Origin of the sequence: Hymenobacter roseosalivarius DSM 11622 (genome assembly GCF_900176135.1) — a bacterium.
GTDB classification, from domain to species: Bacteria; Bacteroidota; Bacteroidia; order Cytophagales; family Hymenobacteraceae; genus Hymenobacter; species Hymenobacter roseosalivarius.
In genome coordinates this window covers 129,965-155,277 of record NZ_FWWW01000091.1, presented here as the reverse complement: position 1 = coordinate 155,277, position 25,313 = coordinate 129,965, and the positions used below count along the sequence as shown (strand labels likewise).

24 protein-coding genes and 1 pseudogene are annotated in these 25,313 nt (G+C 60.2%); 15 read left to right on the top strand and 10 right to left on the bottom strand.

The annotated features are described in order from the left end of the window. Positions 1-158 precede the first annotated feature (158 nt). The 4 genes from B9A24_RS16980 to B9A24_RS16965 all read right to left on the bottom strand — a co-directional run bounded on the left by B9A24_RS16980 (position 159) and on the right by B9A24_RS16965 (position 7,103). Positions 159-1,700 (bottom strand): glycoside hydrolase family 32 protein, encoded by a 1,542-nt coding sequence (locus B9A24_RS16980; protein WP_084447208.1) that lies wholly within the window; start codon positions 1,698-1,700, stop codon positions 159-161. A gap of 45 nt (positions 1,701-1,745) precedes the next feature. After that, positions 1,746-2,633: a carbohydrate kinase family protein gene (locus B9A24_RS16975; RefSeq protein WP_234997419.1), complete on the bottom strand. Its 888-nt coding sequence runs from the start codon at positions 2,631-2,633 to the stop codon at positions 1,746-1,748. Between the two features lie 181 nt (positions 2,634-2,814). Next, positions 2,815-4,137, bottom strand: a complete 1,323-nt coding sequence (locus B9A24_RS16970) for a sugar porter family MFS transporter (RefSeq protein WP_084447206.1) — start codon at positions 4,135-4,137, stop codon at positions 2,815-2,817. Positions 4,138-4,337: 200 nt separating this feature from the next. Continuing rightward, positions 4,338-7,103, bottom strand: a complete 2,766-nt coding sequence (locus tag B9A24_RS16965) for a hybrid sensor histidine kinase/response regulator transcription factor (RefSeq protein ID WP_143434993.1) — start codon at positions 7,101-7,103, stop codon at positions 4,338-4,340. A 490-nt stretch (positions 7,104-7,593) separates the two neighbouring features. Here B9A24_RS16965 and B9A24_RS16960 point away from each other — a divergent pair, with 490 nt between their 5' ends. The 4 genes from B9A24_RS16960 to B9A24_RS16945 all read left to right on the top strand — a co-directional run bounded on the left by B9A24_RS16960 (position 7,594) and on the right by B9A24_RS16945 (position 10,256). Continuing rightward, positions 7,594-8,031, top strand: a complete 438-nt coding sequence (locus B9A24_RS16960) for a hypothetical protein (RefSeq protein ID WP_084447204.1) — start codon at positions 7,594-7,596, stop codon at positions 8,029-8,031. After that, the gene (locus tag B9A24_RS16955; protein ID WP_234997417.1) at positions 8,028-8,723 is read left to right on the top strand and encodes an SCO family protein; all 696 of its coding nucleotides are present in this window, start codon (positions 8,028-8,030) and stop codon (positions 8,721-8,723) included. Before B9A24_RS16960 ends, B9A24_RS16955 begins: the two co-directional genes overlap by 4 nt. Continuing rightward, positions 8,720-9,145 (top strand): c-type cytochrome, encoded by a 426-nt coding sequence (locus B9A24_RS16950; RefSeq protein WP_084447202.1) that lies wholly within the window; start codon positions 8,720-8,722, stop codon positions 9,143-9,145. Before B9A24_RS16955 ends, B9A24_RS16950 begins: the two co-directional genes overlap by 4 nt. A 178-nt stretch (positions 9,146-9,323) precedes the next feature. Further along, on the top strand, positions 9,324-10,256 hold the full coding sequence (locus tag B9A24_RS16945) for an enhanced serine sensitivity protein SseB C-terminal domain-containing protein (RefSeq protein ID WP_084447201.1): 933 nt from the start codon (positions 9,324-9,326) through the stop codon (positions 10,254-10,256). Between the two features lie 10 nt (positions 10,257-10,266). On the opposite strand, the gene B9A24_RS16940 is transcribed toward B9A24_RS16945, so the two are convergent. Then, complete coding sequence (locus tag B9A24_RS16940) at positions 10,267-10,776, bottom strand: DUF2062 domain-containing protein (protein ID WP_234997416.1); 510 nt, start codon at positions 10,774-10,776, stop codon at positions 10,267-10,269. A 105-nt stretch (positions 10,777-10,881) separates the two neighbouring features. Between B9A24_RS16940 and B9A24_RS16935 the strand changes: the two genes are divergently transcribed. After that, a complete protein-coding gene (locus B9A24_RS16935; protein WP_084447199.1) occupies positions 10,882-11,841 on the top strand; it encodes a YihY/virulence factor BrkB family protein in 960 nt (319 codons plus the stop codon). 359 nt (positions 11,842-12,200) lie between these two features. On the opposite strand, the gene B9A24_RS16930 is transcribed toward B9A24_RS16935, so the two are convergent. The 3 genes from B9A24_RS16930 to B9A24_RS16920 form a co-directional block, all read right to left on the bottom strand. Beyond that, complete coding sequence (locus B9A24_RS16930; protein ID WP_084447198.1) at positions 12,201-12,473, bottom strand: thioredoxin family protein; 273 nt, start codon at positions 12,471-12,473, stop codon at positions 12,201-12,203. 56 nt (positions 12,474-12,529) lie between these two features. After that, entirely contained in the window at positions 12,530-12,928 is a 399-nt protein-coding gene (locus tag B9A24_RS16925) for a metal-sensing transcriptional repressor (RefSeq protein WP_084447197.1), read from the bottom strand. Positions 12,929-13,039: 111 nt separating this feature from the next. Further along, positions 13,040-14,287 carry an MFS transporter gene (locus tag B9A24_RS16920; protein WP_234997414.1) on the bottom strand — a complete coding sequence of 416 codons (1,248 nt, stop codon included), beginning with the start codon at positions 14,285-14,287 and terminating at the stop codon, positions 13,040-13,042. 189 nt (positions 14,288-14,476) lie between these two features. On the opposite strand from B9A24_RS16920, the gene B9A24_RS16915 reads away from it, so the two are divergent. The 9 genes and pseudogenes from B9A24_RS16915 (at position 14,477) to B9A24_RS16875 (ending at position 22,930) form a co-directional block, all read left to right on the top strand. Continuing rightward, positions 14,477-15,859, top strand: coding sequence for a DEAD/DEAH box helicase (locus B9A24_RS16915; RefSeq protein WP_084447196.1), 1,383 nt, complete (start codon positions 14,477-14,479; stop codon positions 15,857-15,859). Between the two features lie 84 nt (positions 15,860-15,943). Further along, positions 15,944-16,273 (top strand): low molecular weight protein tyrosine phosphatase family protein, encoded by a 330-nt coding sequence (locus tag B9A24_RS16910; RefSeq protein WP_084447195.1) that lies wholly within the window; start codon positions 15,944-15,946, stop codon positions 16,271-16,273. A gap of 51 nt (positions 16,274-16,324) precedes the next feature. Beyond that, the gene (locus tag B9A24_RS16905) at positions 16,325-16,960 is read left to right on the top strand and encodes an NUDIX hydrolase (protein WP_084447317.1); all 636 of its coding nucleotides are present in this window, start codon (positions 16,325-16,327) and stop codon (positions 16,958-16,960) included. Between the two features lie 147 nt (positions 16,961-17,107). Next, entirely contained in the window at positions 17,108-18,049 is a 942-nt protein-coding gene (locus B9A24_RS16900; RefSeq protein WP_084447194.1) for a M90 family metallopeptidase, read from the top strand. 96 nt (positions 18,050-18,145) lie between these two features. After that, a complete protein-coding gene (gene vapB / locus B9A24_RS16895; protein WP_084447193.1) occupies positions 18,146-18,382 on the top strand; it encodes a type II toxin-antitoxin system VapB family antitoxin in 237 nt (78 codons plus the stop codon). Further along, complete coding sequence (locus tag B9A24_RS16890; RefSeq protein WP_084447192.1) at positions 18,382-18,777, top strand: type II toxin-antitoxin system VapC family toxin; 396 nt, start codon at positions 18,382-18,384, stop codon at positions 18,775-18,777. Before vapB ends, B9A24_RS16890 begins: the two co-directional genes overlap by 1 nt. 10 nt (positions 18,778-18,787) lie before the next feature. Continuing rightward, the gene (locus B9A24_RS16885; protein ID WP_084447191.1) at positions 18,788-20,632 is read left to right on the top strand and encodes a M2 family metallopeptidase; all 1,845 of its coding nucleotides are present in this window, start codon (positions 18,788-18,790) and stop codon (positions 20,630-20,632) included. A 319-nt stretch (positions 20,633-20,951) separates the two neighbouring features. After that, positions 20,952-21,719 (top strand): annotated as a pseudogene (locus tag B9A24_RS16880) (bacteriorhodopsin). A gap of 218 nt (positions 21,720-21,937) precedes the next feature. Then, the gene (locus tag B9A24_RS16875; RefSeq protein ID WP_159452087.1) at positions 21,938-22,930 is read left to right on the top strand and encodes a Brp/Blh family beta-carotene 15,15'-dioxygenase; all 993 of its coding nucleotides are present in this window, start codon (positions 21,938-21,940) and stop codon (positions 22,928-22,930) included. A 99-nt stretch (positions 22,931-23,029) separates the two neighbouring features. Here B9A24_RS16875 and B9A24_RS16870 read toward each other — a convergent pair whose 3' ends face one another. Then, a complete protein-coding gene (locus B9A24_RS16870) occupies positions 23,030-23,731 on the bottom strand; it encodes a GAF domain-containing protein (protein WP_084447189.1) in 702 nt (233 codons plus the stop codon). Positions 23,732-23,840: 109 nt separating this feature from the next. Then, positions 23,841-24,629, bottom strand: coding sequence for a pirin family protein (locus B9A24_RS16865; RefSeq protein WP_234997412.1), 789 nt, complete (start codon positions 24,627-24,629; stop codon positions 23,841-23,843). A gap of 101 nt (positions 24,630-24,730) precedes the next feature. Here B9A24_RS16865 and B9A24_RS16860 point away from each other — a divergent pair, with 101 nt between their 5' ends. Then, positions 24,731-25,234 carry a peptide deformylase gene (locus B9A24_RS16860; RefSeq protein WP_084447188.1) on the top strand — a complete coding sequence of 168 codons (504 nt, stop codon included), beginning with the start codon at positions 24,731-24,733 and terminating at the stop codon, positions 25,232-25,234. Positions 25,235-25,313: the final 79 nt, after the last annotated feature.

Genomic DNA, 25,313 nt, shown 5'->3' with positions numbered 1-25,313 from the left:
GCCACGCGCTTAGTGGGCTGGTGGTCTCGGTCGTGTGCGCATAAAAAATCTGGCTTTTGGCGGCTCTCTGTGCTGGACGTTAGGTGAGACAGAAACAACGGCCGGAAGAAATCGATTAGGCGAAAAACAGAAAAAAACAGCACCCTAAAAAGTCATGACTAAGGCACCGTTAGCTGACTCAGATCAGTAAGGCGAAGCGTGGTGAGCTGCGCCGCCCCGCCCTCAGTGGTCAGGGTGATGCGGCCAGTATGCTGACGGGGAAAAACCAGGTCGGTCAGGGTCGTTTCGCCGTTCTGAGCAAACACTTCCACCACCGACTTATCTACCAGCAGCCGCAGGTGCAGCAGCCCATTTTGCAGGGGTACTTTGGCCGTTTCCAGCGTGCTGGCAAACAGCGGATGGAAGCCCACGTTGCCTGACCCGGTGCGGTCCAGAGTCAGCGTCTGCCGGGCCACGTTGTAGCGCAGGGTGGTGCGCTCGGCCTCGCTCTGGAGCACGTTCAGGGTCAGCACCTGGGCCGCACCGGGCTTCAGCGTCAGCTCCAAGTCGTACGATTCGCCGCGGAACGGTACCTCGTAGCCCGTCGGACCGGGCTTCAGGGCCCGGTTCTTCACGTTCAGGGCGTCCTTGCCGAGCTTGCGCAGCTCGGGCACGGGCTGCTGCACCAGCGTCAGGCCGGCGGTGGTACGGCGCAGACTCAGCTCGCGGGGCACGGCGAAATTGCCGCGCCATTCGGTGCCGGTGGGCACGTCGCGGGCGTAGGCCCAGTCGTTGGTCCAGCCCACCAGAATGCGGCGGTTGTCGGGCGCGTCGTTGAACGTGACGCCGGCGAAGAAGTCCTTGCCATAGTCGATATACGTCGGCTCGTCGTAGGGCTGGTCGGGGGTAAATACTTTGCCATCGAACTGGCCCAGAAAGTACTGCTGCCCCCGAAACTGCTCGGTGGGGTTGCCGGCCGAAATCAGCAGCACCCACCGGGTGCCGCCGCCGGGCACGGGCAACTCAAACAAATCGGGGCACTCCCACTCCCGCACCGTGTCGCCGGCCCGGCCCCAGCGGCTCAGAAAGGTCCAGTTTTTCAGGTTTTTCGACTCGTAGAAGTACACCTGCTGGCGGTCGGCCTTCACGGTGGCCATCACCCACTTCTGCTGGGGGGCATACCAGAACACCTTCGGGTCGCGAAACTCCTTGCTACCGATATCGAGCACGGGGTTGCCGGCGTAGCGCTGCCAGGTCAGGCCGTGGTCGAGGCTGGTAGCCAGGTTCTGGTGCTGGCGCAGCACCACGCCGGGCCGCTCCACATGGCCGGTGTAGAAGGCCACCAGCCCATCGGTGGTGCCGGCCGGAAACAGGCCCGAGGTATTATCCTTGTCGGCCACGGCGCTGCCCGAGAAGATCATCGTGTTGCTGCCGTCCGCGTTTTTATACTCGGTTAGGGCCACGGGCTGGGGCGTCCAGCGCAGCAGGTCGGGGCTGGTGGCGTGGCCCCAGCTCAGGTGGCCGGGGTCAGCGCTAAACGGGTTGTATTGGTAGAAGAGCTGGTACTGACCGTTGGTGTAAATCAGGCCATTGGCATCGTTAATCCAGTTTTTGGGGGCCGTGAAGTGATACACCGGTCGATAAGGGTCGGCGGCCGGCGTCTGGGCCGGACCCGGCAAAGTGCTGAGCAGGATAAAGGCGGTGAGAAACGTTGTTTTCATGCAACTGGGGGGCTTTTTCAGGCGGCGGGGGGCAAATAAGGGTAATCAGGTAGTGGAGGCGGTGGTGGCCAGAGCCCGCACCTGAGCTTCGGAAATGGCCGGCGTCGCGCCCTGGAAGGTGGCGACCAGCGAGCCCGCCGCGCAGGCAAAGGCCAGGTAGTCGGCCGGCGACTGCCCGGCCAGCCAGCCCCGGAGCAGGGCCGCCAGAAAAGCGTCGCCGCTGCCGATGGTGTCCTGCACCTGCACCGCGATGCCAGGGCTGCGGTAGAGCTGCTCACCGACCCAGAGCGCGGCCCCGTCGGCCCCTTTCGTTACGCACACGGCCCGCAGCTGAAAGCGCTCGGCCAGCCAGCGCAGGGCCGTTTCCTCGGCCGGACTCACCCCAAACCAGCCCATGATTTCGGCCAGCTCGTGGTGGTTGAGCTTTACCACGTCGGCTTGCCGGAGCAGGTAAGTCACCACGTCGCGCGAGTAGTGCGGGGGCCGCATGTTTACGTCAAACACCTTGAGCGGCGCTCGTTGCAGCAGCCGGTACAGCGTCTCGCGTGAGGGCGCGTGGCGGGCGGCCAGACTACCAAACACAAAAGCATCGGCGGTTTCGACCAGCTCGCTGAGGGCGGCATCGTACTGAATGTAGTCCCAGGAAACGGGCTTCACTATCTGGTAGGTCACCTCCATGCTGTCGCTCACGTTGGCTTTCACCACGCCCGTCAGGTGGGTTTCGCCGCGCTGCACGTAGCGGGTACTAATGCCCTTGGACTCGACGAAGGCCAGCAGCTCGGTGCCCAGGTCATCATGACCTACCCGGCTGATTACCTGCGCGTCCAGGCCAAAATTATGCAGATGCACCGCCACGTTGAGGGGTGCACCACCGGGCTGCTTGCCCGTCGGCAGCACGTCCCACAGCATTTCTCCGAAGCAGGCAATTGGCATGAGGTGAAAGGTGAGGTGATGAAATAGCGAGATAGTGAGTCAAACAGAACGTTATGCTGAGCTTACCAAAGCACCTCTCCTGCTTCGTTGCAGCGAAGCGAAGGCACTCACCAGATCAATTCCTATTGTGGCAGAGATACTTCGGTAAGCTCAGCATGACCTGTTCCACTCCTCTTCAGTTTTAGTGAAAAACAAGGGTTTTCTCGACTTGCTCCAGGCTGCTGCCTTTGGTTTCGGGCATGAAGCGCAGCACGAAAATGAGCTGCAGCACCATCATGGCGCAGAAAAAGGCGAAGGTGTGCCCGCCGCCCAGGTGCTCGGCGAAGTAGGGAAAGGTGAAAGCAATGACTGTAGCCATCACCCAGTGCGTGCTCGAACCCAGAGCCTGGCCCTTGGCCCGCACGGCGTTGGGGAAGATCTCGGAGATGAACACCCAGATGACGGCCCCCTGCGAGAAGGCAAAAAAGGCGATGTACACGAACAGCAGCACCGGCACGGTATAGCCCGTGAACTGCGCCCCATAGAAGGCCCGCGCCACCAGGCCCAGGGTCAGAATAAGGCCCACCGAGCCCACTAGCATGAGAGTGCGCCGCCCAAACCGGTCGATGAGGTTGACGCCCAGCAGCGTGAAGCAGAAGTTGACCAGTCCGATGCCGGCCGACGAGAGCAGGGCCGCGCCCTGGCCCAGCCCCGTCATTTCGAAGATGCGCGGGGCGTAGTAAATGATGGCGTTGATGCCCGATACCTGGTTGAAAAAGGCGAAGGCCACGGCCAGCAGCACCGGCGTGCGGTACTGCCGGGCCCAGAGCGACTCACTTTGCCCCCCGGCCTGCGCCTGCGAGGTGAGAATGGCCGACACGTCGGCCTCTACCGTGGCAAGGCTGATGATGCGCAGCACCTCCCGGCCCTCGTCCAGGCGGCCGTGCAGCAGCAGCCAGCGGGGGCTTTCGGGCACCCGGAACAGAAACAGTAGGAAGGCCACCGACGGCACGGCCTGCACACCCAGCATCAGCCGCCACGAGTGCTCGCCCACGCCGGCCAGCAGGTAGTTGGAAAGGTAAGCGATGAGAATGCCGAAGACGATGTTGAACTGAAACAGCCCCACCAACTTGCCCCGCGAGCGGGCCGGCGAAATCTCGGAGATGTAGAGCGGGGCCGTCACGGAGGAGGCACCCACGCCCAGTCCGCCCAGAAAGCGGAACACCATGAACGGGATCCAGGCCGGGGCCAGGGCCGCTCCTACTGCCGACACCAGGTAGAGCACCGCGATCCAGCGCAGCGTCTGCCGCCGTCCCAGCTTATCCGAAGGGATGCCGCCAAAGACGGCCCCCAGCACCGTGCCGATGAGAGCGATGGAAATCGTGAATCCGTGCTCGAACGCGCTCAGGTTCCAGAGCTGCTGAATGGCTTTTTCGGCCCCCGAAATGACGGCCGTATCAAACCCGAACAGGAAGCCCCCCAGCGCCGTGACAATGGACCAGAAGAGTACTTTGCGTTGAATCATGGAAAGCGTTGTCGGAGTGTGTCTCAAAAGTGAGCTTCTTTTCCAACAAAGGCTTGCTGCTTTCCTTCAAATTCTTCCAGGATTCCTACAATACCTGCTTCATTACCTCAACTTTCTATTAATCAATTATTTAATTTTAAAATACAACTCGTCTGACACTCCCCTACCATCAGTAATCTGACACGACTTGCAGAATTTCATCAGTGCTGGCTGGGCGCGTGCAGGGCTTTGTACTCGGAAGGCGACACCTGGTACTTGCCCTTGAAGAGGGTGGCGAAGTAGGACGGCGAGGAGAAGCCCGTCTGGTAAGCTACCTGGGCAATGGCGCTGCCCTCGTGCAGCAGCAGCTGGCGGGCTTTGGTGAGGCGCAGGTTCTGAATGTAGTCGGTAACGCCGGTGCCGAGCAGCGCTTTCACTTTGCGGTAGAGCTGCATCTGCGACACGCCCAGGCTGCGGGCAATGTCGTCCACGCTGAGGCCGGGCCGGTCCAGGTTGGCCTCAATAATGGCCGTCAGGTCGGCCAGGAATTTCTGGTCCACGCGCTGTGGGGCCACGGTGGCCGTGTCCACGCTCAGCTCCCGGCGGAAATGCTCGCGCTGCTGGTCGCGGTTGCGCAGCAGCGTACGCAGGCTTTCGAGCAGAAAAGTAGGGTTGAAGGGCTTGGTCAGGTAAAGATCGGCTCCGGCCTGGACGCCGGCAATCTGCTGCTCGGGCGCGTCGCGGGCCGTGAGCAGCACCAGCGGAATATGGGAGGTACGCCAGTCGCCCTTGAGGGCGGCGGCCACCTCCAGACCGCTCAGCTCGGGCAGGTTCACATCGCACACTATCACGTCGGGGATGGTGTCGCCGGCCAGGCGCAGGCCGGTCGCGCCGTCGGCGGCCGTGCTCACCTGAAAATGGGGCTGGAGCTTCTGTACCAGGAAGTCGCGCACCTCCTCGTGGTCCTCAATGACGAGCACCGTCGTGTCGGAGCGGATCGGTGCGGCTTCGTCGGGCGGGCCGGTAGGCTCGTCGTCGGGCCGGCTGTCGGCGGCAGGCCGGTACAGGTGGTCTGGCTCTGCGTCGAGGAAAGTGGTGGGTTTAGCCAGCGGCAGGGTCACCTCAAACGTGCTGCCCTGGCCGTGCTGGCTGCGAAACGACAGGGTGCCTTCGTGCAGGCGGGTGAGGCCATCGGCCAGGGCCAGTCCCAGGCCCGAGCCGTTGGCCGAAGGCTGGCTGCCCTGGTAAAACCACCCCAGAATGTGCGGCTGATCGGCTTCGGCAATGCCGCGCCCGTTGTCTTCCACGCTCACCCGCACGGTATTGGCCGCCGGCAGGCGCTGGATGCTTACCGTAATTTGCCCCCCATCGGCGGTGTACTTGAAGGCGTTGGAGAGTAGGTTGGAAAATATTTTATCCAGCACATCCCCGTCAAACCAGAGGCTGATCCCCGGCTCGGCCGGCAAAAACCGAAAGGTGATGCCGCGCCGGTGGGCCGTTTTCTCGAACACGTCCATGAGCTCGCGGACGAAGGCCACCAGGTTGCCTTCGGTAGCGCGCACGGCCATCTTGCCCACGTCGATCTTGCGGAAGTCGAGCAGTTGATTGACCAGCTGCAGCAGGCGCTGGGCGTTGCGGCGCACCAGCTTCAGGTCGTGGTGCTGGGCCGGCGTCAGCTCCGTGGGGCTGCTGAGCAGGTCTTCCACCGGCCCCAGAATGAGGGTAAGCGGTGTGCGCAGCTCGTGGGAGAAGTTGGTAAAGAAGCGCAGCTTGGCCTCCGACGAGCGCCGGGCCTCTTCGGCCAGCTGCTCAATCTGGTTGCGCTGGGCGCTGATCTCCGCGTTCTGCCCCTCCAGCACCCGCCGGATGCGCCGGTTCAGGCGCGAGGAGCGCCACGCCAGCGCCCCCAGCAGCAAGGCCCCCAGCAGGCTGGCCAGCAGCAGGTATACCGTCATTTTCTGGCTGGCGTACCGGCGCATCTGCTCCCGCAGCCGCCGCTGCTGCTGCTGAATATCGCGGCGCTGCGTGGCCAGCTCCTCGGTCTGGGTGCGCATGGTGCCTACGTTGGCCGAGTCAATGACCATGGTATTCAACACGTTTTCCTTCACGTAGGGCTCGTGGCGCAGGATGCGCAGCGCCGTGCGAATGGCTTCCTCACCCCCGGTGGGATAGAGCAGCGTGGCTTTCAGGGCCCCGTCCTCTACCAGTTGCAACCCGTTGCCGGGACCCGACAGGCCATCCACACCAATGATGCGGATGCGCCGGGCCAGGCCCTGCTGCCGCGCCACCTGGTAGGCGGCCTGCGCCATGGGGTCGTTGTGGGCAAAGATCAGGTCCGTGTCGGGGTGGGCGCGCAGCACGGCCGGCAGGCGCCGCAGCACCGAGGCCGGCTGCCAGTCGCCTTCCACCTGGGCCACGAGCTGCACCCCCGGATGGGCCGCCAGGGCCTGCCGGAAACCCAGGTCGCGGTCGGTAGCCGGCGAGGAGCCGGGCGTACCCAGAATCTGCAGCACCCGGCCGCGCCGGCGCAGCAGCTGCGCGGCGTAGTGGCCGGCCGTGCGGCCAACCTCCTGGTTGTTGCCGCCTACATAGGCCGTGTACAGGCGCGAGGTAGTGCGCCGGTCGAGGATAACTACCGGAATACCCTGGTTATACGCGGCCTCGGCCAGAGCCGTAAGCGGGCCCGACTGGTTGGGCGAGATAATCAGCAAATCAACGCGCTGCCGGATAAGCTCCCGCACTTGCCGCTGCTGCAGGTCGCTGTTGTTGTGCGCGTCCAGCATTCGAAACCGGACGTTCGGGTGGAAGCTCAACTCCTTCTCCATGCCCGCCAGCATGGCCCGGCGCCAGGCGTCATCGGTATTGCACTGCGAAAATCCGATCCGGTACACCGGCTCCGGCGCTGACGGCGTGCAGCCAACCATTCCGATCAGCAGGGAGAGCACCAGCCGCCAGCACCACAAAATGTTTACAGGAGGCGTGTACAAGGAGTGGGAGTTGGTTGCGAAAACCACGATTTGACCAGCTGCTCAGGCAGCGGGAAGATAAGCTGGAAATAACCTCATCAGTTACGTTGTATCAACGGCTTTCAGTTTACTCGTAAAGTAAGCAGTAATGCATCAATTGGTTTCCGGGCTGGGAACCGGCGTGCAACCTAGTGTAGGCAAGTTTTTAAGGCCCACGCCAAGCGCCACCGTCAGGGGAACCTGAAAAAGCCCCCCAGGTGCGTCAGACGAGCAGGACTTACGCGGCCAACTCCACATAGCCTGAAATCAGGCAGCCGCGAAAGCTGCTGAAGAAGCTTGAAAAAGCCCCCCAGGTGCTTCCTGCACGGTTTTGCAGCAACCGCAGTAATTCTAAAGAGTTTTTATGACGGTACTTGAGCCAGATTCGGCTTATTCCATGGGAGGTTTGGGCCGCCAGCTTGTTATAGGGGCTGACTGTGCGTCCCAAGCATTCCTGCCGTACTTTTGCCCCGTGAAACCCTCCGCTTCCCTCCTGCTCTGCTACCTGCTGGCCGCTTTTCTTTTACCCGCCTGCCTGTCGCTGCAAAGCGAGGAGCAGCAGGCCGAAGCTGCCGAAAAAGCCGTTATGGCCAAGCATGATGAGCTAATGGCCCAGATGGATCAGCTGTACATGCTGCGCCAGCAGCTCCAGCGCGCCACTCTGCCTGATACTACTGAAGCCGGTCGCCGCCGCCGCTCTCTGCTACGGGCCGACGCGGCCATGATGGGCTGGATGCACCAGTACCGCCGCCCCGCCGACACCGTGGCTCACGAGCAGGTAATGGCCTATTTTGCCACCCAGGAGCACAAAATCGACTCCGTGGGGCGTTTGATGCAGAACAGCATTGATTCAGCTCGCCTGGTACTTGGTACGCAGGCTGGTAATTCGTCTAATTCGTCCAAAAAATGATGTTCTTTCTTTTCACCCGCGCCCGTCGGGGGGCCTTGCTTATTGGCGGCGCACTCCTTGTACTAAGTGCTTGCCAAAGCAAACCGGATACTGCTGCCCTTGATCGTCTGCCTTATATTGGGGAGCGGCAGGTAGTACCGCGCGCCGATGGCGGCCCGGCCGACACGCTGTACGCCACCATTCCGGCCTTCACACTAACCGACCAGGACAGCGCCACCATCACCAACGACACCTTCAAAAACAAGGTGTACGTGGCCGATTTCTTCTTCGCCACCTGCCCGAGTATCTGCCCCAAAATGCAGAGCGAAATGCTGCGCGTGTATGAGAAATTCAAGGACAACCCGCGGGTGCTGTTTCTGTCGCATACCATTGATCCTGAGCACGATTCGGTGGCGGTGCTGCGCGACTACGCCCAGCGCCTGGGCGTACAGGATGCCAGCCGCTGGCACTTCGCCACCGCATCCCACGATACTATTTTCAGCCTGGCCCGCGCCTACTATGTCTCGGCCCAGAAAGACGCGTCGTTAGCCGGCGGGTTTGCCCACAGCGGGGCCTTCACCCTCATTGATTCCCAGCGCCGCATTCGGGGCGTGTACGACGGCATGAACCCCGACGAGGTGGCGCGTCTGATCGAGGATTTGCCCGTGCTGCTGAAAGAAGAAGCCGAAACTACCGCTCAGGCCGCTCTATGAGGTGGCGCGCGGCGGACTGGCTGCGGCTGGGGGGCTTTTTGGCGGCCGGAACACTAGCCGCAGGCTGCTTTACGGAGCGCCAGAATGCCGGTGCCAAGCTCTATGCCCAGCATTGCGCCCACTGCCACGGCGACGAAGGCCAGGGACTGCGCCGCCTCATCCCACCCCTGGCCGGTGCCGACTACGTGGCCCAAAACCGTAGCGGTCTGGCCTGTTTGGTGCGCCGGGGGGTAAATGGGCCGATGGTAGTCAATGGCATTGCGTTCAATCAGGTGATGCCCGGCCACGAAGACCTCACCGACTCGGAAATCACTAACCTGCTGAACTTCGTGCAGTCGTCGTGGGGAAATAAAGGCGAGCCGTACACGATTCGGGAGGTATCGGAGCGGCTCCAGGGCTGCGCCGGCAGCGACGGGCAATAGCTCAGGTATGGGTAGAAACGCGTGTTCGCGTCGCCATCGTTATTCAAAAGCGCTATAAGCTTCTGATTTATAGCTTAAATAAGCCACAGTCTATTCTTTCATTCGGCGGCTGGAGGCACTTTTTCGCGTTTTTCCTCGGCAATCCTCCTTAGCTTGCCACCTCAAGTCACTTCGTATTATGGGTCTGTTCGACTTTCTGAAAGCCAAGAAACAAGCTACTGAAACCCCGGCTCCGCCAGCCGCTACCCCTGTGAGCGGCACCCCGGCTACCGGGCCGCGCTACAAGGGGGCCAATTTTACCTCACCCGTAGTGCCGACGCCCCCTGCGCCAACTCTACCGCCCCCCCCACCCCCGATGCCCGCCTTCGAGCCCCTGAATCGCCTCGAAGAAATGCTGCTTCTGGCCGCCGCCGACCCCGATGCCCGCCCCGATTTCTACCGCGCTTTGCTGCAGGAAGATGTATTGGTGCTGACCCAGCCCCAGGAAGGGCAGCCAGCCGGTGAGATACCCGTAACCCAGAACATGGAAGTACAGCTACAGGTGCTGCACGACGGCAAGATTCCGGTTTTTACGGCCCCGGAGCGCATTTTCGATAGCAACGTAGTAAAGGAGGAAGTGCCTTACCTGCGTTTGTCGGGCTTCGATTTGTTTCAGATGGTGCAAGGTGCTGACTGCGCCCTGAATCCGTTTTCCAGCTTGGGCAAACTATTCATGGCTAATGAAGTAGCCGAATTATTATCGGGTCACCTGTTTGAAGCTCCCGCCCACCAGATACCACCAGATACCCAAATACTACTGGGCCAGCCCGCTGAGTTCCCGACGGCGCTCGTGGAGTCGCTGAGCACGTACGCGGCCGGCCAGCCCCTGATTCGGGCTATCTACCTGGCGCAGATGCAGCTGCCTGATAGCGCCGAGCCGGCTCGGCTGCTTTTAGGCTTTGAGGTGGAAGGCGAAGACACCGCTTTTCTGCAGGAAGTAGGGGCTGTTATCCAGCACCACCTCGACGCCAGTCATCAGTTCGTTGATATCGTGCTCATTAACCCCGATTCGGAGGAGCCGTTGAGCCACTATTTCTATCAGAACGAGCCCATCTATAAGCGTAGCGAGTAGTACGAAATGGCTACTTTGCCTGCCGGCGCGCCATGCGGTCAAATACCGGCCGCAATCCATAAAACAGGCCGGGCACCAATACCAGGGAGCCCAGCAGCCACAGCAAAAAGCCCCCCAGGGTAGCGCGCCAGAGTAATTGGGCCGCTTCCATCCAGTCGGTGCTGAGTAAGTATTGCAACTGCGTCAGGGTTAGCTCAGTATCCGTGCCATCGCCTACTACGCGGGCTCCGAGCTGAAGCAGCGGAATGAGCAGCAGCAGCTGCAATGGGCTCATCAGGTGGCTGATGAGCAGCAGGGCGGCCACGTTCAGGCGCAGCCGCACGGCCGCGAAGGTGCTGAACAGCGTAGTGACTCCCAGGACTGGAATTAGCCCAAACGCCACTCCCAGCGCCACCGTGAGGGCCAGCTGCGTGGGTGAAAGACCCTGTCGCAGCACACCCAGCAGCGGATTGAGCACCCGGCGGCGCATCCAGCCGACAGGGCGCGGCGCAGCAGACGGACGGACGGGCAGACCAGACAAAACAGCAGGAGGTTTAAACAAAGGGAAAAGCAGAATGACGCGGCGGCGCGCTATCTTCGCCATTCGCACCGAACGGCCCCGCGCCCGAGATAGTACGCGAGGCGCATGGCAAAAGTACGCGAGCCGGGTCAGCCCCGGCGCAAAGTCTGGACCGATTTTTTTGTTCTGCTCCGGCGCGCGGCCCAGGAGCTGGCGGCCAACGACCCGTTGCGCCTGGGCGCGGCCACGGCTTTTTTCACCACGTTTGCCCTGCCGCCCATCCTTATTATCCTCATTCAAGTGCTGGGGGCCATTTATTCGGCTTCCACGGTGCGCGGGCTGCTGCTGCATAAATTATCAGAGCTGCTGGGCCTCCCGGCGGCGGGGCTGGTAGAGCAAATTCTGCAAAACGTGGGCAATATTGAGCGCAGCCACCTGATGACGTGGCTCGGTTCGGCCTTTTTGGTTTTTATAGCCACTACTCTATTTGTGGTTATTCAGCACTCCCTCAACCAGCTCTGGAAAGTGCGGCCCCAACGTAATGAGGGTAAATTTCACAAGGTGCTGCACGAGCGGGTCCGTTCTTTGGGCGTGTTACTGGCCACAGCCCTGCTTACGCTGCTGGCCTTTCTGACTGATGCCGTGCTGGCTTTCTTAGCCGACTACACCCGCGACTTCGACGCCACATTTGGCTATTACTTGTTTCAGGGCCTGAGCCTGCTGACGTCCCTGCTGATTCTGTCTACTTGGTTTGCCGTCACGTTCCGCAACCTGAGCAGCGCCTACGTTCCTTGGCGGGCGGTGCTGCGGGGGGCAATTTTAACAGCTGTCTTCATTGACATTGGTGAGTTGATCTTAGGCTATCTGCTGGTGCCCCGCAATTTAGGCCCCATTTATGGGCCGGCTTCCAGCATTGTGCTGGTGCTGCTGTTCGTATTTTACTCGGCCATGATTTTCTACTTCGGGGCCTGTTTCACGAAAGTGTACGCCCACTACGTCGGCATGGATATTAAACCCAAAAAATCGGCTGTGCGCTACCGGCTGGTCGATGTCAGCGAAGAAGGCGTGAAGGATATAAGAGGGTAAAAAAGCCTGGGCCGGAACAGCAACCTTACGTTGCTATCCGGCCCAAGCCTGACTTTACTCCTGCCCCGAGCTATTTCCTGGCGCAACAGGCCGGTACGCCGGCCAGGGTGCAGGCGGCAGTGCCCTTGTCCGAGCAGTCTTTTACCAACGGGCACTCCGGTGTGCCCTTGAGGGGGCAATCCGCCGTTTTAGCGGGGCTTGTGAAGCCAAATAGCGCCCCACCAGCTGATAGCAGGACCGCTGTACTGAGCAACAACACTTTTTGTTTCATGCGATAAAGAGCTAAGGGTGAGCCTACTGGATACGGCAGCCAGGCAGATAAGGAAACGCAGGCCGTGCCCCACGGAACGCGGGAACAGCTACGCGGCCTGCCCGATGCCGGCCTGCTTCAGGGTTTCTCTGGTAATGCCCTCGCTTTGGCAGCAGGCTAACAGGACGCCGTTGACGGCCACGGCCGGTAAGGCTTGTACCCCGTACTCGCGCGCTTTTCGCAGCGCTTCGCTACCGGCTACGGCATCGGCCAGGTTGTGCGTGCTTACCTCGCAGCTGTTGCAGGCGACGGTCTGGACCAATTCCACGACGGGTTCGCAAAAGGGGCAGCCGGCCGTGAATATTTCTACTGTACGCTTCATGTTCTTGATAGTAAAGAGTGAGATACTGAGACAAAGGTGCTGCGCTACCCAGGGTATCAGTCAAGCTTATTTTTTTCTTTTTCTTCGGCTTCCACCCTCGCATTATGCTGCTCCAGCCGCCCGCCAATTTCGCGCAGCTCGCGCATTTTCTGCGTTAGCTCGTTTTCGGTGAGGGTGGGGAACTGCCGCCGCAACTGCTCGATGCGCTCGGCGTCCTGGCAGTCGCCGGGGCAGGCTCCTACCACGTCCACGATTTGCAGGGCCAGACCTTTGCGAAATACCTCATCCAGCAGCAGGTGCTCCGCGCTACTCAGGCCGCTGCCAACGGCCTTAAACTGCCTTAGCACCTGTTCCGGCTCGGCATCGGCATCCAGCATTCTGACGAGGCCGTGGAGCTGGCCCGCCAGCATATTCAGACGGCTTTTTAGGTCGCGGGTAAGGTCTTTGGGGAGCATAAGCCTGATTTTTAGGCAAGAACAACGACTGGGAGGGTATCCGTCAAGCCCACCCACGACTTTTATTCTGAGCCGGGCGGTATCCGGGCCAGCACAGCTTTCTTCCTAGTGCTACTCAGCTACATGCCAGGGTAATTTCGCCCGACCATAAAACCGATTCAGCAGGAAAGCCGCCGCCACGAACAGCAGCCCCGTAGCACACACGCCCGGCCACTGCCAATGCGCCCACGCCAGCCCCCCCACCAGCGACCCCAGCGACCCACCGATGAAGGAACTGGTCATATACACCGTATTCAGGCGGCTGCGGGCTTCGGGAAGTAAGGAGAAGATGCGCGACTGGTTGGAAATGTGGGTTACCTGCTGCCCAACATCTAGCAGAATGATGCCCAGTACCAGGCCCGCCAGATACACGCCGCTCACGCCCAGCAGCAAATAAGCCCCCAGGGCCAGCAGAATACCCATGCTCAGGGCGTAGTCAGAGCCTCGCTTATCAGCCAGCTTGCCCGCCAGCGGGGCTGCCAGTGCCCCACATGCCCCGACCACCCCGAAGAAGCCCACCACGTCACTTTTGTAAAAATAGGGTGCGCCTTCCAGGAAAAACACCAGCGTCGTCCAGAACACGGTGAGTCCGCCAAACATGCACGCGCCTACCAGCGAGGAACGGCGCAGGGTAGGTAACTCTTGGGTAAGGGTCAGCAGAGACTTCATCAGACTGCCGTAAGTACCCCGAAAAGAGGGTTGGTTGCGCGGCAGTCGCAGCGCCAGTACGGCCACCAGGCCCAGCATCATCAGCGAGCCGCCGCCAAACATGGTGCGCCAGCCAAAATGCGCCCCCACGTAGCCGCTGAGAGTGCGCGAGAGCAGAATCCCGATCAACAAGCCGCTCATCACTTTGCCCACCACCTTGCCCCGCTCAGCGTCGGTGGCCAGCGAAGCAGCCATGGGCACCAGCAGCTGAGGCACGGCCGAAAAGATGCCGATCAGGAGGCTGGCCGCCACCAGCACCGCGAACGAAGGCGCGAGTGCCGCCCCGCCCAGACAGGCGGCCGCGCACAGCAGCAGCAACAGAATCAGCCCTTTGCGCTCCACTTTGTCGCCGAGCGGCACGGCAAACAGCAGGCCCAGCGTGTAGCCCACCTGCGTGATGGTCGCCACCAGGCTCACGCGGCTATCCGACACCTGAAAGGTGCGGCCAATCTCAACCAGCAGCGGTTGATTGTAGTAGATATTGGCTACCACCAGGCCGCAGGTAATGGCCATCAGCCACACCAATCCACTGGTGAGCGGGGCTTGTGTTTGGGGCAGTACTGAGGTGGGGTGTTGGGTTCTATTCTGAGTAATCACAACTTCGTTCTTCACGCTACGCGGGTGAATCCAGGGCCGCCGGGACTGTTAAGCTGACATTTAGAGCGGCTGGGGGGCTTTTTTGTTGGCAGGTGATGCATCTGCCGGAGCAAAGGTACGGAGCGCAGGTACGGGGCGCCGCCCAAAGGGTTGCGGCTACTGCCCGCGGGCTGCCTACCTTTGTGGTATCCTTTTGTGCTTTCTATGACTTCTTTTTCTGACCTCGGCCTCGCGCCGCCGCTGCTCCAGGCCCTCGAAGAGCTGAATTTTACCGCTCCCACGCCCGTGCAGGCCGAAGTTATTCCGATGGCGCTGGCCGGGCAGGACGTAGCCGGGCAGGCCCCTACCGGCTCGGGCAAAACCGCCGCCTACGGCCTGTCCGTGCTCCAGCACATCGACGTGACCCAGGACACCATGCAAATCCTGGTGCTGGTGCCCGCCCGCGAGCTGGCCCTGCAAGTGCGCGACGCCCTCAAAAAACTCGGCAAATATCTGCCAAATCTGCGCGTAACGGCCTTTTACGGCGGCCACGCCATGCGCGAGGAAACCCAGTCGCTGAAGCAAACACCCCACGTAGTAGTGGCCACGCCGGGCCGCCTGCTCGACCACCTAGAGCGGCGCACGATTATTCCCAATCAGCTCAAAACCCTGATTCTAGATGAAGCTGATAAGCTGCTGGAGCTGGGTTTTCAGGATGAGCTGGTCGAAATCATTAAGCGCCTGCCCCGCCGCCGCCAGACCATGCTGTTTTCGGCCACGATGTCGGATAAAGTCCTGAACCTGATTCGGGCCAACCTTACCCGGCCACGGGTGGTAAACGCCGGCCAGGATACGGATGAACTGCCCGAAAACCTGACCTTGCTGGGCCAGGTAGGACCCATTGAGAAAAAGCCCGCCGCCCTGCTCCACCTGCTGCATCAGCCCGAAACCGGCCGCGCCCTCATTTTCTGCAACACCCGCGACCGGTGCGAGGAGCTGGCCCGCTTTCTGGTGGGCCGGGGCGTGGCCGCCGAAATATTGCACGGTAAAATGCCCCAGCCCGAGCGCGACAAAGCTCTGATGAAGCTGCGCAACGGCTCGGCCCAGGCCCTTGTCGCTACCGACGTAGCCGCCCGCGGACTCGACGTAACCGCCCTCGACACTGTTATCCAGTACGACGCCCCCGACAAAGCCGACTCTTTCCAGCACCGCGCCGGCCGCACAGCCCGCGCCGGCGCCGTGGGTACGGCCCATATTCTGGCCACGCCCCACGAGCAAAACCATGTGCAGAAGTGGCCCGTGGCGGAAAGCATCAAGTGGAAGACTATGCACGCGCCGGCTCTGCCCCCCGCCGCGCCCAAAGCTCCCCGCCCCGAAAACGTGACCCTACACGTATCCGCTGGCCGCAAGGACAAGGTGAGTGCCCACGATTTGGTTGGTACGTTTGTGGCCCACGGCGGCCTGGAGCGCGAGTCTGTTGGCCATATTGAGGTATTTGACCACTACAGCTACGTAGCTGTGCCGCGCCAGCACGCTCAGGATGTAGTTCAGCGGGTAACCGGCGCAAAGATTAAAGGCCGCAAGATTCGGGTGTCGGTGGTGATGTAGGCCTAAGCTCCGGCTTGGGGAATCGTTGTGTGTAGCGTGAAGCTTCCCAACGTTTCTTCAAGCGGAAATCTAGGGTTGCGTAGTATGAAGATCCTCTTTATCTGTAGCCAGAACCGCTGGCGCGGTCTCACCGCTGAGCGCCTGCCCGGCCGTAACGCGCACCCTAGCGCCCGGCTCGGTGCCGGCACCGAGCCGGGCGCTAGGGTGCGCGTTACGGCCGGGCATCTGGGCTGGGCTGATATCATTTTCGTGATGGAGCGCCGCCACACCGACCGCCTGCGGGCCAAATTTGCCCCCCAGCTGGCCGGCAAGCCCGTCATCTGTTTGCGCATCCCCGACAATTATCAATTTCAAGACCCAATGCTTCAAGAGTTGCTTAGGGAGCGACTGCAGCCTTTCTTGCCGGAGCTTTAGAACCCATAGCTAGGTCTAAAGGCGATTCGGAAGTAGATGAACCACCTTAATATGACCGCTACCGACTGGCTTGCTGTTGCCCAGCGCTTGCAGGCATTGGCCCAGGTAGGCCTAGCCTATGCGCCCAATGCCTTCGACGCAGATCGCTACCAGGAAGTGCACGCGCTCAGCCTTCAGCTGATGGCCAGCCTGACCGACGAACCCGTGGCGAAGCTGAATACCTTGTTTGCCAACGAAGCCGGCTATGCTACTCCTAAAGTAGATGTGCGGGCGGTGCTGTTTCGCGGCACCGAGGAAATCCTGATGGTGCAGGAAAAGATAGACCAAAACCGCTGGACGTTGCCCGGCGGCTGGGCCGATGTGGGCTACACGCCCTTCGAGGTGGCCATGAAGGAAGCCTGGGAAGAAACAGGACTGGAAACCCAGGCGGTGCGCCTGCTGGCCCTGCTCGACAAGAAGCGGCACCCGCACCCGCCGCAGCCTTGGTACGTATATAAAGCATTCGTGCTGTGCGAGATAACAGGTGGCAGTCTGCAAGCCGATACGCCCGAAACGGCGGGTGTGCGCTGGGTTCAGCGCGCGGAATTGCGCCATCTGCCCTTATCCACCGACCGGGTAACGCTATCCCAGCTGGAGCAAATGCTGGACTTTGCTCAGAATCCTGACCTGCCAACCCTGTGCGACTAAGAATCAGGTAGGTGCTGAGGCTCATTATGTTGTACCCCTGCGGATTTTTGTGGAAATCTGGTTCTAAGCAGGTAGAAAAAAGCCCCCCAGCTTAGCTATTATAGCTGCTCCTGCGTACATGAGGCCTGTTTCTTTGCTTAAAACCTCATGAGCTACGCTATATTTCTGGCCATTATCGGCGGCCTTATCTTTCTTTTCTACCGCTATATTACCCGCGATTCGCGCGTGCGAAGCGCGGCGCTGGCCGAAGAATTCTCCGTTGAGTGGCGACGCATTCTGATGGAGCGTGTGGCCTTCTACCTTTCTCTTACCAAAAATGAGAAGCAGCGCTTTGAGAAAGCCGTACAGGTTTTTCTGGCCCAAATCCTTATCACCGGCGTCCAGACCGAAGTAGACGACACCACGCGGGTGCTGGTGGCGGCCTCGGCCATCATTCCCGTTTTTGGCTTTCCGGAATGGGAATACGGCAACCTGAGTGAGGTACTTATTGTGCCTGATGCCTGGCGCGAGCCCCGCGACCCGAACACGGAAACCGCGCCCATGCAGGGCCAGCTGTTGGGCAGCGTGCGCAACTTCCAAACCTCTCATTACATGCATCTTTCTAAGGCCTCTTTGGAGCAGGGCTTTAAGGATTCGCTGGACAAGCAAAACGTGGGCATCCACGAGTTTGCCCACCTGCTCGACCAGGCCGACGGGGTCATCGACGGCGTACCCTCCCTGGCTTTGTCCTCCGAGCTGCTTCAGCCCTGGGCCGAGGTAATGCAGCGTGAAATCGAAGCCATCCGCGATGGGAAGTCCGACATCAACTCCTACGCCGGCACCAACGAAGCCGAGTTCTTCGCGGTCGTGACGGAGTACTTCTTCGAGAAGCCCAAGAAGCTCCAGGAAAACCACCCCGAGTTATATCAATTGCTCACCCGCGCCCTGCGCCAGAACCCCAAGAAGCGCTTTCTGTGTCTGGCCACCGACCCGCGCGAATGGCTCAAGACGCTGCGCGGGCGGCGCAAGTTTGGCCGCAACGACCCGTGCCCGTGCGGCAGCGGCAAGAAGTACAAGGAGTGTCATTTACTGCGGGAACAGGCGGCGTAACATAGCTGGAAGGAGGAAAAAAAGCCCCCTGAAACTCCGTAGCCAGTTGCTGAGTTAGCAAAGAACCAACCCCCGAATCTGTATCTTGCTTTCGTAATGACACACGCGCAGCATATTCTTCAGACTTTGGAAACCCTGCCTGCCGACTTGCAGCAGGAAGTGGCCTATTTCGTGGATTTCCTGGCCCAGCGCCAGCGGAAGGCCACCGCCCCGCCAGCCACCGCAGAGCAAATAGCCGCGGCCCGCAAAGCCGGCTTTGGTAGATTCAAAGGGCAGTTTACGGTTCCCGATGACTTCGATGAACCCTTGGAAGATTTTAAGGACTATATCTGATGCGCGAGTTTCTCCTCGATACGCACACACTGCTATGGTGGCAGACCGGCAGCCCCCGACTATCCTATCACCTGAATGATTTGATCATTAATCTAAACTACCGCTGCTGGGTAAGCGCCGCGAGCTGGTGGGAAGTAGCCATTAAAATCAGCATTGGCAGGCTGCCGGAAGCAGTTCCCCTTCAAGCTCTGATTCAGGATGCCCGGCAAGCGGGCCTTCAGCATTTGCCCATCGAGCCGCGCCACATTCTGCGCCTAAGTCAGTTGCCGTTTCCCGCCAACGGCCACCGCGACCCGTTCGACCGCCTGCTTATTGCCCAGGCCCTCACCGACGACTTAACGCTGCCGAGCAGCGACGGGAAGTTTGACGCGTATTCTATTCGGCGGGATTTTTAGCTTTGTGTTAATGAAAAAAACTCTTCTCCCCCTCCTCACGGTCGCCGCGCTGGCGGCCTGCGCGCCCACCGCCAAAACGCCCCCCAGCGCCACTAGTGCCGCCGAAACGCCGGCCATCCCACCCAAACCCGACTACCGCGCGCAGGCTCAGGAGTTTTTGCAAGGCTATTCCACTGAATATCAGCGCCTGTATACGCAGTCGCAAGAGGCGGAGTGGCGCTCGAATACCCACATCGTGGCCGGCGACACGACCAACGCCGCTGCTACGGCCCGCGCCAATCAGGCCATGGCCGCCTTCACCGGCAGCACCGAAAACATTGCTCGCCTGCGGGGGCTATTGGAGCACCAAGCGGAGCTAAGCGAATTGCAGATCAAGCAGTTGAAAGCCGCGCTTTACAATGCCGCTAACTCGCCCCAGACCATTGCCGACGTCGTCACGCGCCGCATCAAGGCCGAAACCGCCCAAGTGGAAAAGCTCTACGGCTTCGACTACAAGTACCAGGGCAAGTCGGTGACGACCAACGACATTGACGAGGTACTGCGCAAGGAGAAAAACCCGGCCAGGCGCCAGGCCGCCTGGGAAGCGAGCAAAGCTATTGGGCCGACGCTGAAAGAAGGATTACTCAATCTGCGCGACCTGCGCAACGAAACCGTGAAGGCGCTCGGCTACCCCGATTATTTCACCTATCAGGCCTCCGATTACGGCCTTACCCGCGAGGAAATGATGCAGCTCGTGCGCCAGCTCAACGAGGAGCTGCGCCCGCTCTACCGCGAGCTGCACACCTACGCCCGCTACGAATTGGCCAAAAAATACGGCCAGAAGCAGGTGCCCGACTACCTGCCCGCCCACTGGCTGCCCAACCGCTGGGGCCAGGACTGGAGCGCCATGGTGGACGTGAAAGGCATTAACCTAGACGCGGTATTGGCCAAAAAAGGCGCGGAGTGGCAGGTAAAGCAGGCCGAGCGCTTCTACCAGAGTTTGGGCTTCAGTGCTTTACCTCCCAGCTTCTACGAAAAGAGCAGCCTGTACCCCCTGCCCGCCGGGGTTAATTACAAGAAGAACAACCATGCCTCGGCCTGGCACATCGACCTGGAAAACGACGTGCGCAGCCTGATGAGCGTGGAGCCCAACACGGAGTGGTACGAAACCACTCACCACGAGCTGGGCCACATCTACTATTTCCTGACCTATACCAACCCCGAGGTGCCGGTACTGCTGCGCGCCGGGGCCAACCGCGCCTACCACGAGGCCATGGGCAGCCTGATGGGCCTGGCGGCCACCCAGAAGCCGTTTCTGGTGGGCCTGAACCTGATACCCGCCACCGCTAAAACCGACCAGACCCAAACCCTGCTCAAGGAAGCGCTCAACTACGTGACCTTCCTGCCGTTCGCCTCGGGGGTGATGAGTGAATGGGAAAACAGCTTCTACGCCGAGAATTTGCCCCCCGACCAGCTCAACGCGAAGTGGTGGGAGCTGGTGAAGAAGTATCAGGGGATTACACCGCCCACCACCCGCGGCGAAAACTTCCTCGACCCGGCTACCAAAACCCACATCAACGACGACCCGGCCCAGTACTACGACTATGCGCTTTCCTACGTCATCCTGTTCCAGCTCCACGACCACATTGCCCGGAAGATACTGAAGCAGGACCCGCACGCCACCAACTACTACGGCAGCAAGGAAGTAGGCACTTTCCTGGCCGACATCATGCGCCCCGGTGCCAGCAAAGACTGGCGCACGGTGCTGAAAGAGAAGACCGGCGAAGACCTTTCGGCCCGCGCCATGGTCGATTATTTCCAGCCGCTGATGGCGTATCTGAAAGCACAGAACAAAGGGCGCAAGTACACGATGTAGCATAGCGCAGGCACTCTTGCCGTGCTGGTTTCAGCTGCCCTTCTGCGTAGCTGCCCGAAAAGTCATTAGCAAAAAGCCCCCCAGAGCAGTTCTGGGGGGCTTTTTTTGTTAAAGCATACTATCGTTTCGTTGTCCGATCCTATATAGTATCTGCTGCTAGCCGCCTTGTTGCCCAGCTGCGATACAAGCTCCTCAGTGACACTTTTTACTTCCTAGAGGGTCAACTAGTTAGACGCAAATATTTACTTACCTACCATGCAAACAATTGTTAAATATATATGCATCTTGTTTAACCTTTTAACTTAAAAACCTCAACAAAATGCAGACAACTTCATTGTTCGGGCTGGTAGATATTCGGGTTGATGACCCGATTGCCTTTACTTTCTTCATGGGCTACATGGCCATGCTGGCCGCCTCCGTGTTTTTCTTCGCGGAGCGCGGGAGTGTAGAAGGTAAATGGAAACTTTCGCTATTGGTGTCCGGGCTGATTACGGGCATTGCGGCCATCCACTATTACTACATGCGGGATTATTACCTGGCAACGGGTAAAACGCCCACGGCTCTGCGCTACATCGACTGGACGCTTACGGTGCCCTTGATGTGCGTGGAGTTTTACTTGCTGACCAAGGCGGCGGGGGCCCGCATCAGCTTGCTGTGGAAGCTCATTGCGGCCTCTGTCTTTATGCTGGTAACGGGGTACATCGGCGAGGCCTTCGCGGACGGCACCACGGGGCATTCTGTGTTGTGGGGGTCCTTGTCAACGCTGGGATATGTGTACATCCTGTATACTGCCTGGTTCGGGGAAGTAGCCCAGCTGGCTAGCAAAACCGGCGACGCGATTGTTATCAAAGGCATCCGGGCGCTGGCCTAGTTTGTTTTGGTGGGATGGGCCATCTACCCTATCGGCTACATGTGCATGCAGGGAGGCTGGCTGAACACGGGCTTGGGTTGGCAGGCATCCAGTGTTGACTTGTTTTATAATATCGCCGATGCCATCAACAAAATCGGATTTGGCCTGGTGGTGTATGGCATTGCCGCGTCGGGCAAGAGCGCGGCAGCCGTGCGTGAGCTGGCTCCCACTGCTTAGTTGCTGCCTTCTGCGCTGGCGGCAGCTGGGTTTGGCAATAGCGCCTGCTATGCTGAAAAACCAGTGCTCCAGCTAGTTATCCTTGCATGTTAAAACCTCATTTCCACTTCCAACAAGGCTTTGCGGAGGGTGGAAATGAGGTTTTAGCAAGTAGGAGTTGTTCACTTTCTGGCACCCACGACAGAAATACGTATATGAAAAGCTCAGCACGAAAAAGTATGTCACTGCCTGATTCTGTCGCTTTGCCTTTGGGAAGCAGCGCTGTGCCGCGTCGGGCTTCCTACCTGATTGTACTGGCGGCGGTAGCTGCCTGGCTGCTGGTGCCCAGCCTGGCAACCTGGCTGCTGACGCCCCTGCTGCTGGTTGGGGCCCTGCTGTTGGGCGTCGCCCACGGCGCCTGCGACCAATTTGTAGTGCCGGTCACCCATCCGGCCCTGACGCAAAGTCGGTTGCGCTACTGGGTGGCTTTTTTAGTTGGCTATCTGGGACTGGCCGCGCTGGTAGGCCTGCTATGGTGGTGGCAGCCGGCGGTGACCGTGGCCGTTTTCTTTGGTCTGACGGCTTGGCACTGGGGCTCCGCCGACGCCCCAGCCCTGGCCACCCACCGCCGCCACTGGATCATGCACAGCCTCATGCGGGGCGGCTTACTATTCGCGGTGCCGCTGCACTACTGGGCAGACGAAACCCGCGCCATTATTAACGGCCTGCTCGGCCTTGGGGGCGCGGCCCCCGTCAGCCCGGCCGCTATTGCCCAAACCGCACTCGTATTGGGCATCGTTGTGGCGGGCGGACACCTGCTGCTCTGGGCCAGCTACCTGCGCCAGGGCCACCGCACCACGGCCCGCACTGATATGCTGGAAGCAGGACTGCTCATCACCTTGCTCGTAGTGCTTCCTCCCTTATTGTCAGCGGGGGTGTACTTCGTGTTTTGGCACAGCCTGCAGCACGTACTGCGGATGAACCAGCTCATGGGCCGTCCTTTGCTCAGTCGCCAGCTGCTACTGGGGGCTGAAATAGGCTTTTTTCTTAGGCGCTCAGCGCCCTTATTAGCCCTCAGCCTGGCTGGACTAGCGGTGCTCTATGGGATAGCCTGGTCGCAGGCAGCTACCGGGTCCGTCTTCATAAGCCTGGCGCTACTCGTGGCTTCGGTCGTGACCCTGCCGCACGCGCTGCTCGTAACCCTGGGCATGGACGCCGTACGCTGGCGCTGAAGTATCCGGCCACCGGGAGTCAGGCTTGGTGGGCCAGCAAACCCAAGTTGCGGAGCGCCACTAGGATTAGCTCCCCTCTTGCTCTGAGGAGGGGATAGCCTACTTCAGGCGTCGCGCCAGCACGCTGTCTACTCCTGTCAGCCGGCGCAGCACTAGGCCCAGCACCTCATCATCATCGAGGTTGAGGCCTTGGTTGCGGGTGGTGAGGTAGCGGGTGAGAGTAGCGTTGTCGTCGAGGGTGGTCGCCAGCTCCTGTTGGGCCTCTTCCCACTCGTCGGGGCGGTGGGTGCTCAGGTAGCGGAAGCGCAGCTCGATGGTCCGGCTCACCAGCCCGGCCAGTCGGGTCAGCACGTCGGCCTCGGCCGAGGAGAGGGTGCGTACCTCCCGGTCGATTACGGCCATCGTGCCAATGCGCGCGCCGTCGGGCATCTGCAGCACGGCGGCGGCGTAAAAGTTCAGCCCCAGGGCCAGGGCCACGTCGGGCTTGATCAGCGCGCAGCTTTCCGGCTTGTAGTCCGACGTGACCACCTGCCGGTCGGCCAGGATAGCGGCCGAGCACATACTCTCGGTGCGCGGCAGGCTGACTATTTCCCCCCCGCCGGTGACGGCCTTAAACCACACCCGGTCTTCATCCACCAACGAAATCATGGAGATGGGGGTGCCAAAGAGCTGCGCCGTCCAGGAAACGTAGTCGTCGAAAATGCGCTCGGGCGTGGTATTGACGATCTGATACAGATGCAGGGTGCGCAGCCGCGTCGCCTCATTTTCCGGAATAAGGGAGCCTGGGAAGGAATTACTCATTCTTTAAAAAACCAAACTGGCTTAGTGTGCCTGTTGGGCCGGCAAGATACGGCGGCGCCGGCGGGAAAACGGTCGGCAGCCCAGCTGGAAGCCACCAGGGCGGCTCGCCTCAGTAGTTGACTTCGCTGGCCGGCAAGTCAATCAGGATGAACTGCGCATCCTTCTCGGCCCGGATCTCCACTACGTGCTCGTCGGCCAACCGGGCCTGGTCGCTGGGGCCAATTTCGGAGCCGTTGACGTAGATAGTGCCCTCACGCACGTAGATAAAGGTGTTGCGGATGGGAAATGTTTTGAAGGTGATGGTTTTCTCGGCGCTCAGGTTGGCCCAATAAACCGTCGAGTTGGAGTTCATGTACACCACGTCTTCCAGCACCTTCTGCCCCGATACCAACGGAATTAGCTCGTTCTTGCTGTCCAGAAAATCAATATCCTTTTGTTCGTAGCTGGGAGCGAGGCCTTTCTGATTCGCCAAAAACCAGAGCTGATAAATCCGTAACTCCTCGTCAGTTTCGTTGCGCTCGCCGTGGGCCAGGCCGGTGCCGGCCGTCATGCGCTGCACCTCGCCTTTTTTGATGGTCGTGCGGTTGCCCATCGTGTCTTCGTGGGTCACCTCGCCGCTGAGCACCAGGGTCACGATTTCCATCTCCGAGTGCGGGTGCTGCGGGAAGCCCGAGCGGGGCGCGATGGTGTCGTCGTTGAACACGCGCAGGGGGCCGAACTGCATATTATCCTTGTCGTGGTAGTCGGCGAAGGAAAACAGGAAGTAGCTGCTGAGCCACTGCACGGGTTCGGCGTGGTGGCGCTCGATGGCGGGGATGTATTTAAGCATAAGGGCTACGTTGGGGTTGATGACCAGTAGTCTGGCATACGCGCGGCAGCTCAGGTAAGTTAACTCCACGGCTTCGGGAAGCTGCCGGGGGGCTTTTTCAAAAAATAAAAGCCCCCCGGAGCAGGTAAAAAACCCAGCAGAAAAAGGCAGTTTATTCCTTTCTTAGGGTCATGAAAACCATAGCCGATATTGTCCTGCTGGGTGACCCACGACTGTATGAGCAGTGCGCCCCCGTGCTCGAACAGGAGTTGCCCCTGGTGGCCGGCTGGGTGGCCGATCTGCACACGGTGATGGAAGACATTCGGACCACTTACCACTTTGGGCGGGGCATTGCCGCGCCGCAGATCGGGGTAATGAAGCGCCTTGTATATCTGCACCTCGATGGGCAGCCCCGCGTGCTACTCAACCCTGAATTAATAGAGTTGAGTGAGGCTTCGTTCGAGCTGTGGGACGATTGCATGAGCTTTCCCAACCTGCTGGTACGCGTGCAACGCCACCAGCAAGTGACGATACGCTACCGCGATGAGCATTGGCAGCCCCACTCCTGGACGGTACGGGATGGCATCTCGGAGCTGCTCCAGCACGAATGCGACCACCTCGACGGCATCCTATGCACCATGCGAGCTATCGACACGCAGTCATTTCGCTGGCGCCCCACTCCTGCTCCGACTTAGGGAACCGGAACCAGCATCTAACTGATCAGTACCACCTTTCATAAAAGAAGAGGCACGAACCGATCTGATTTATGCCTCT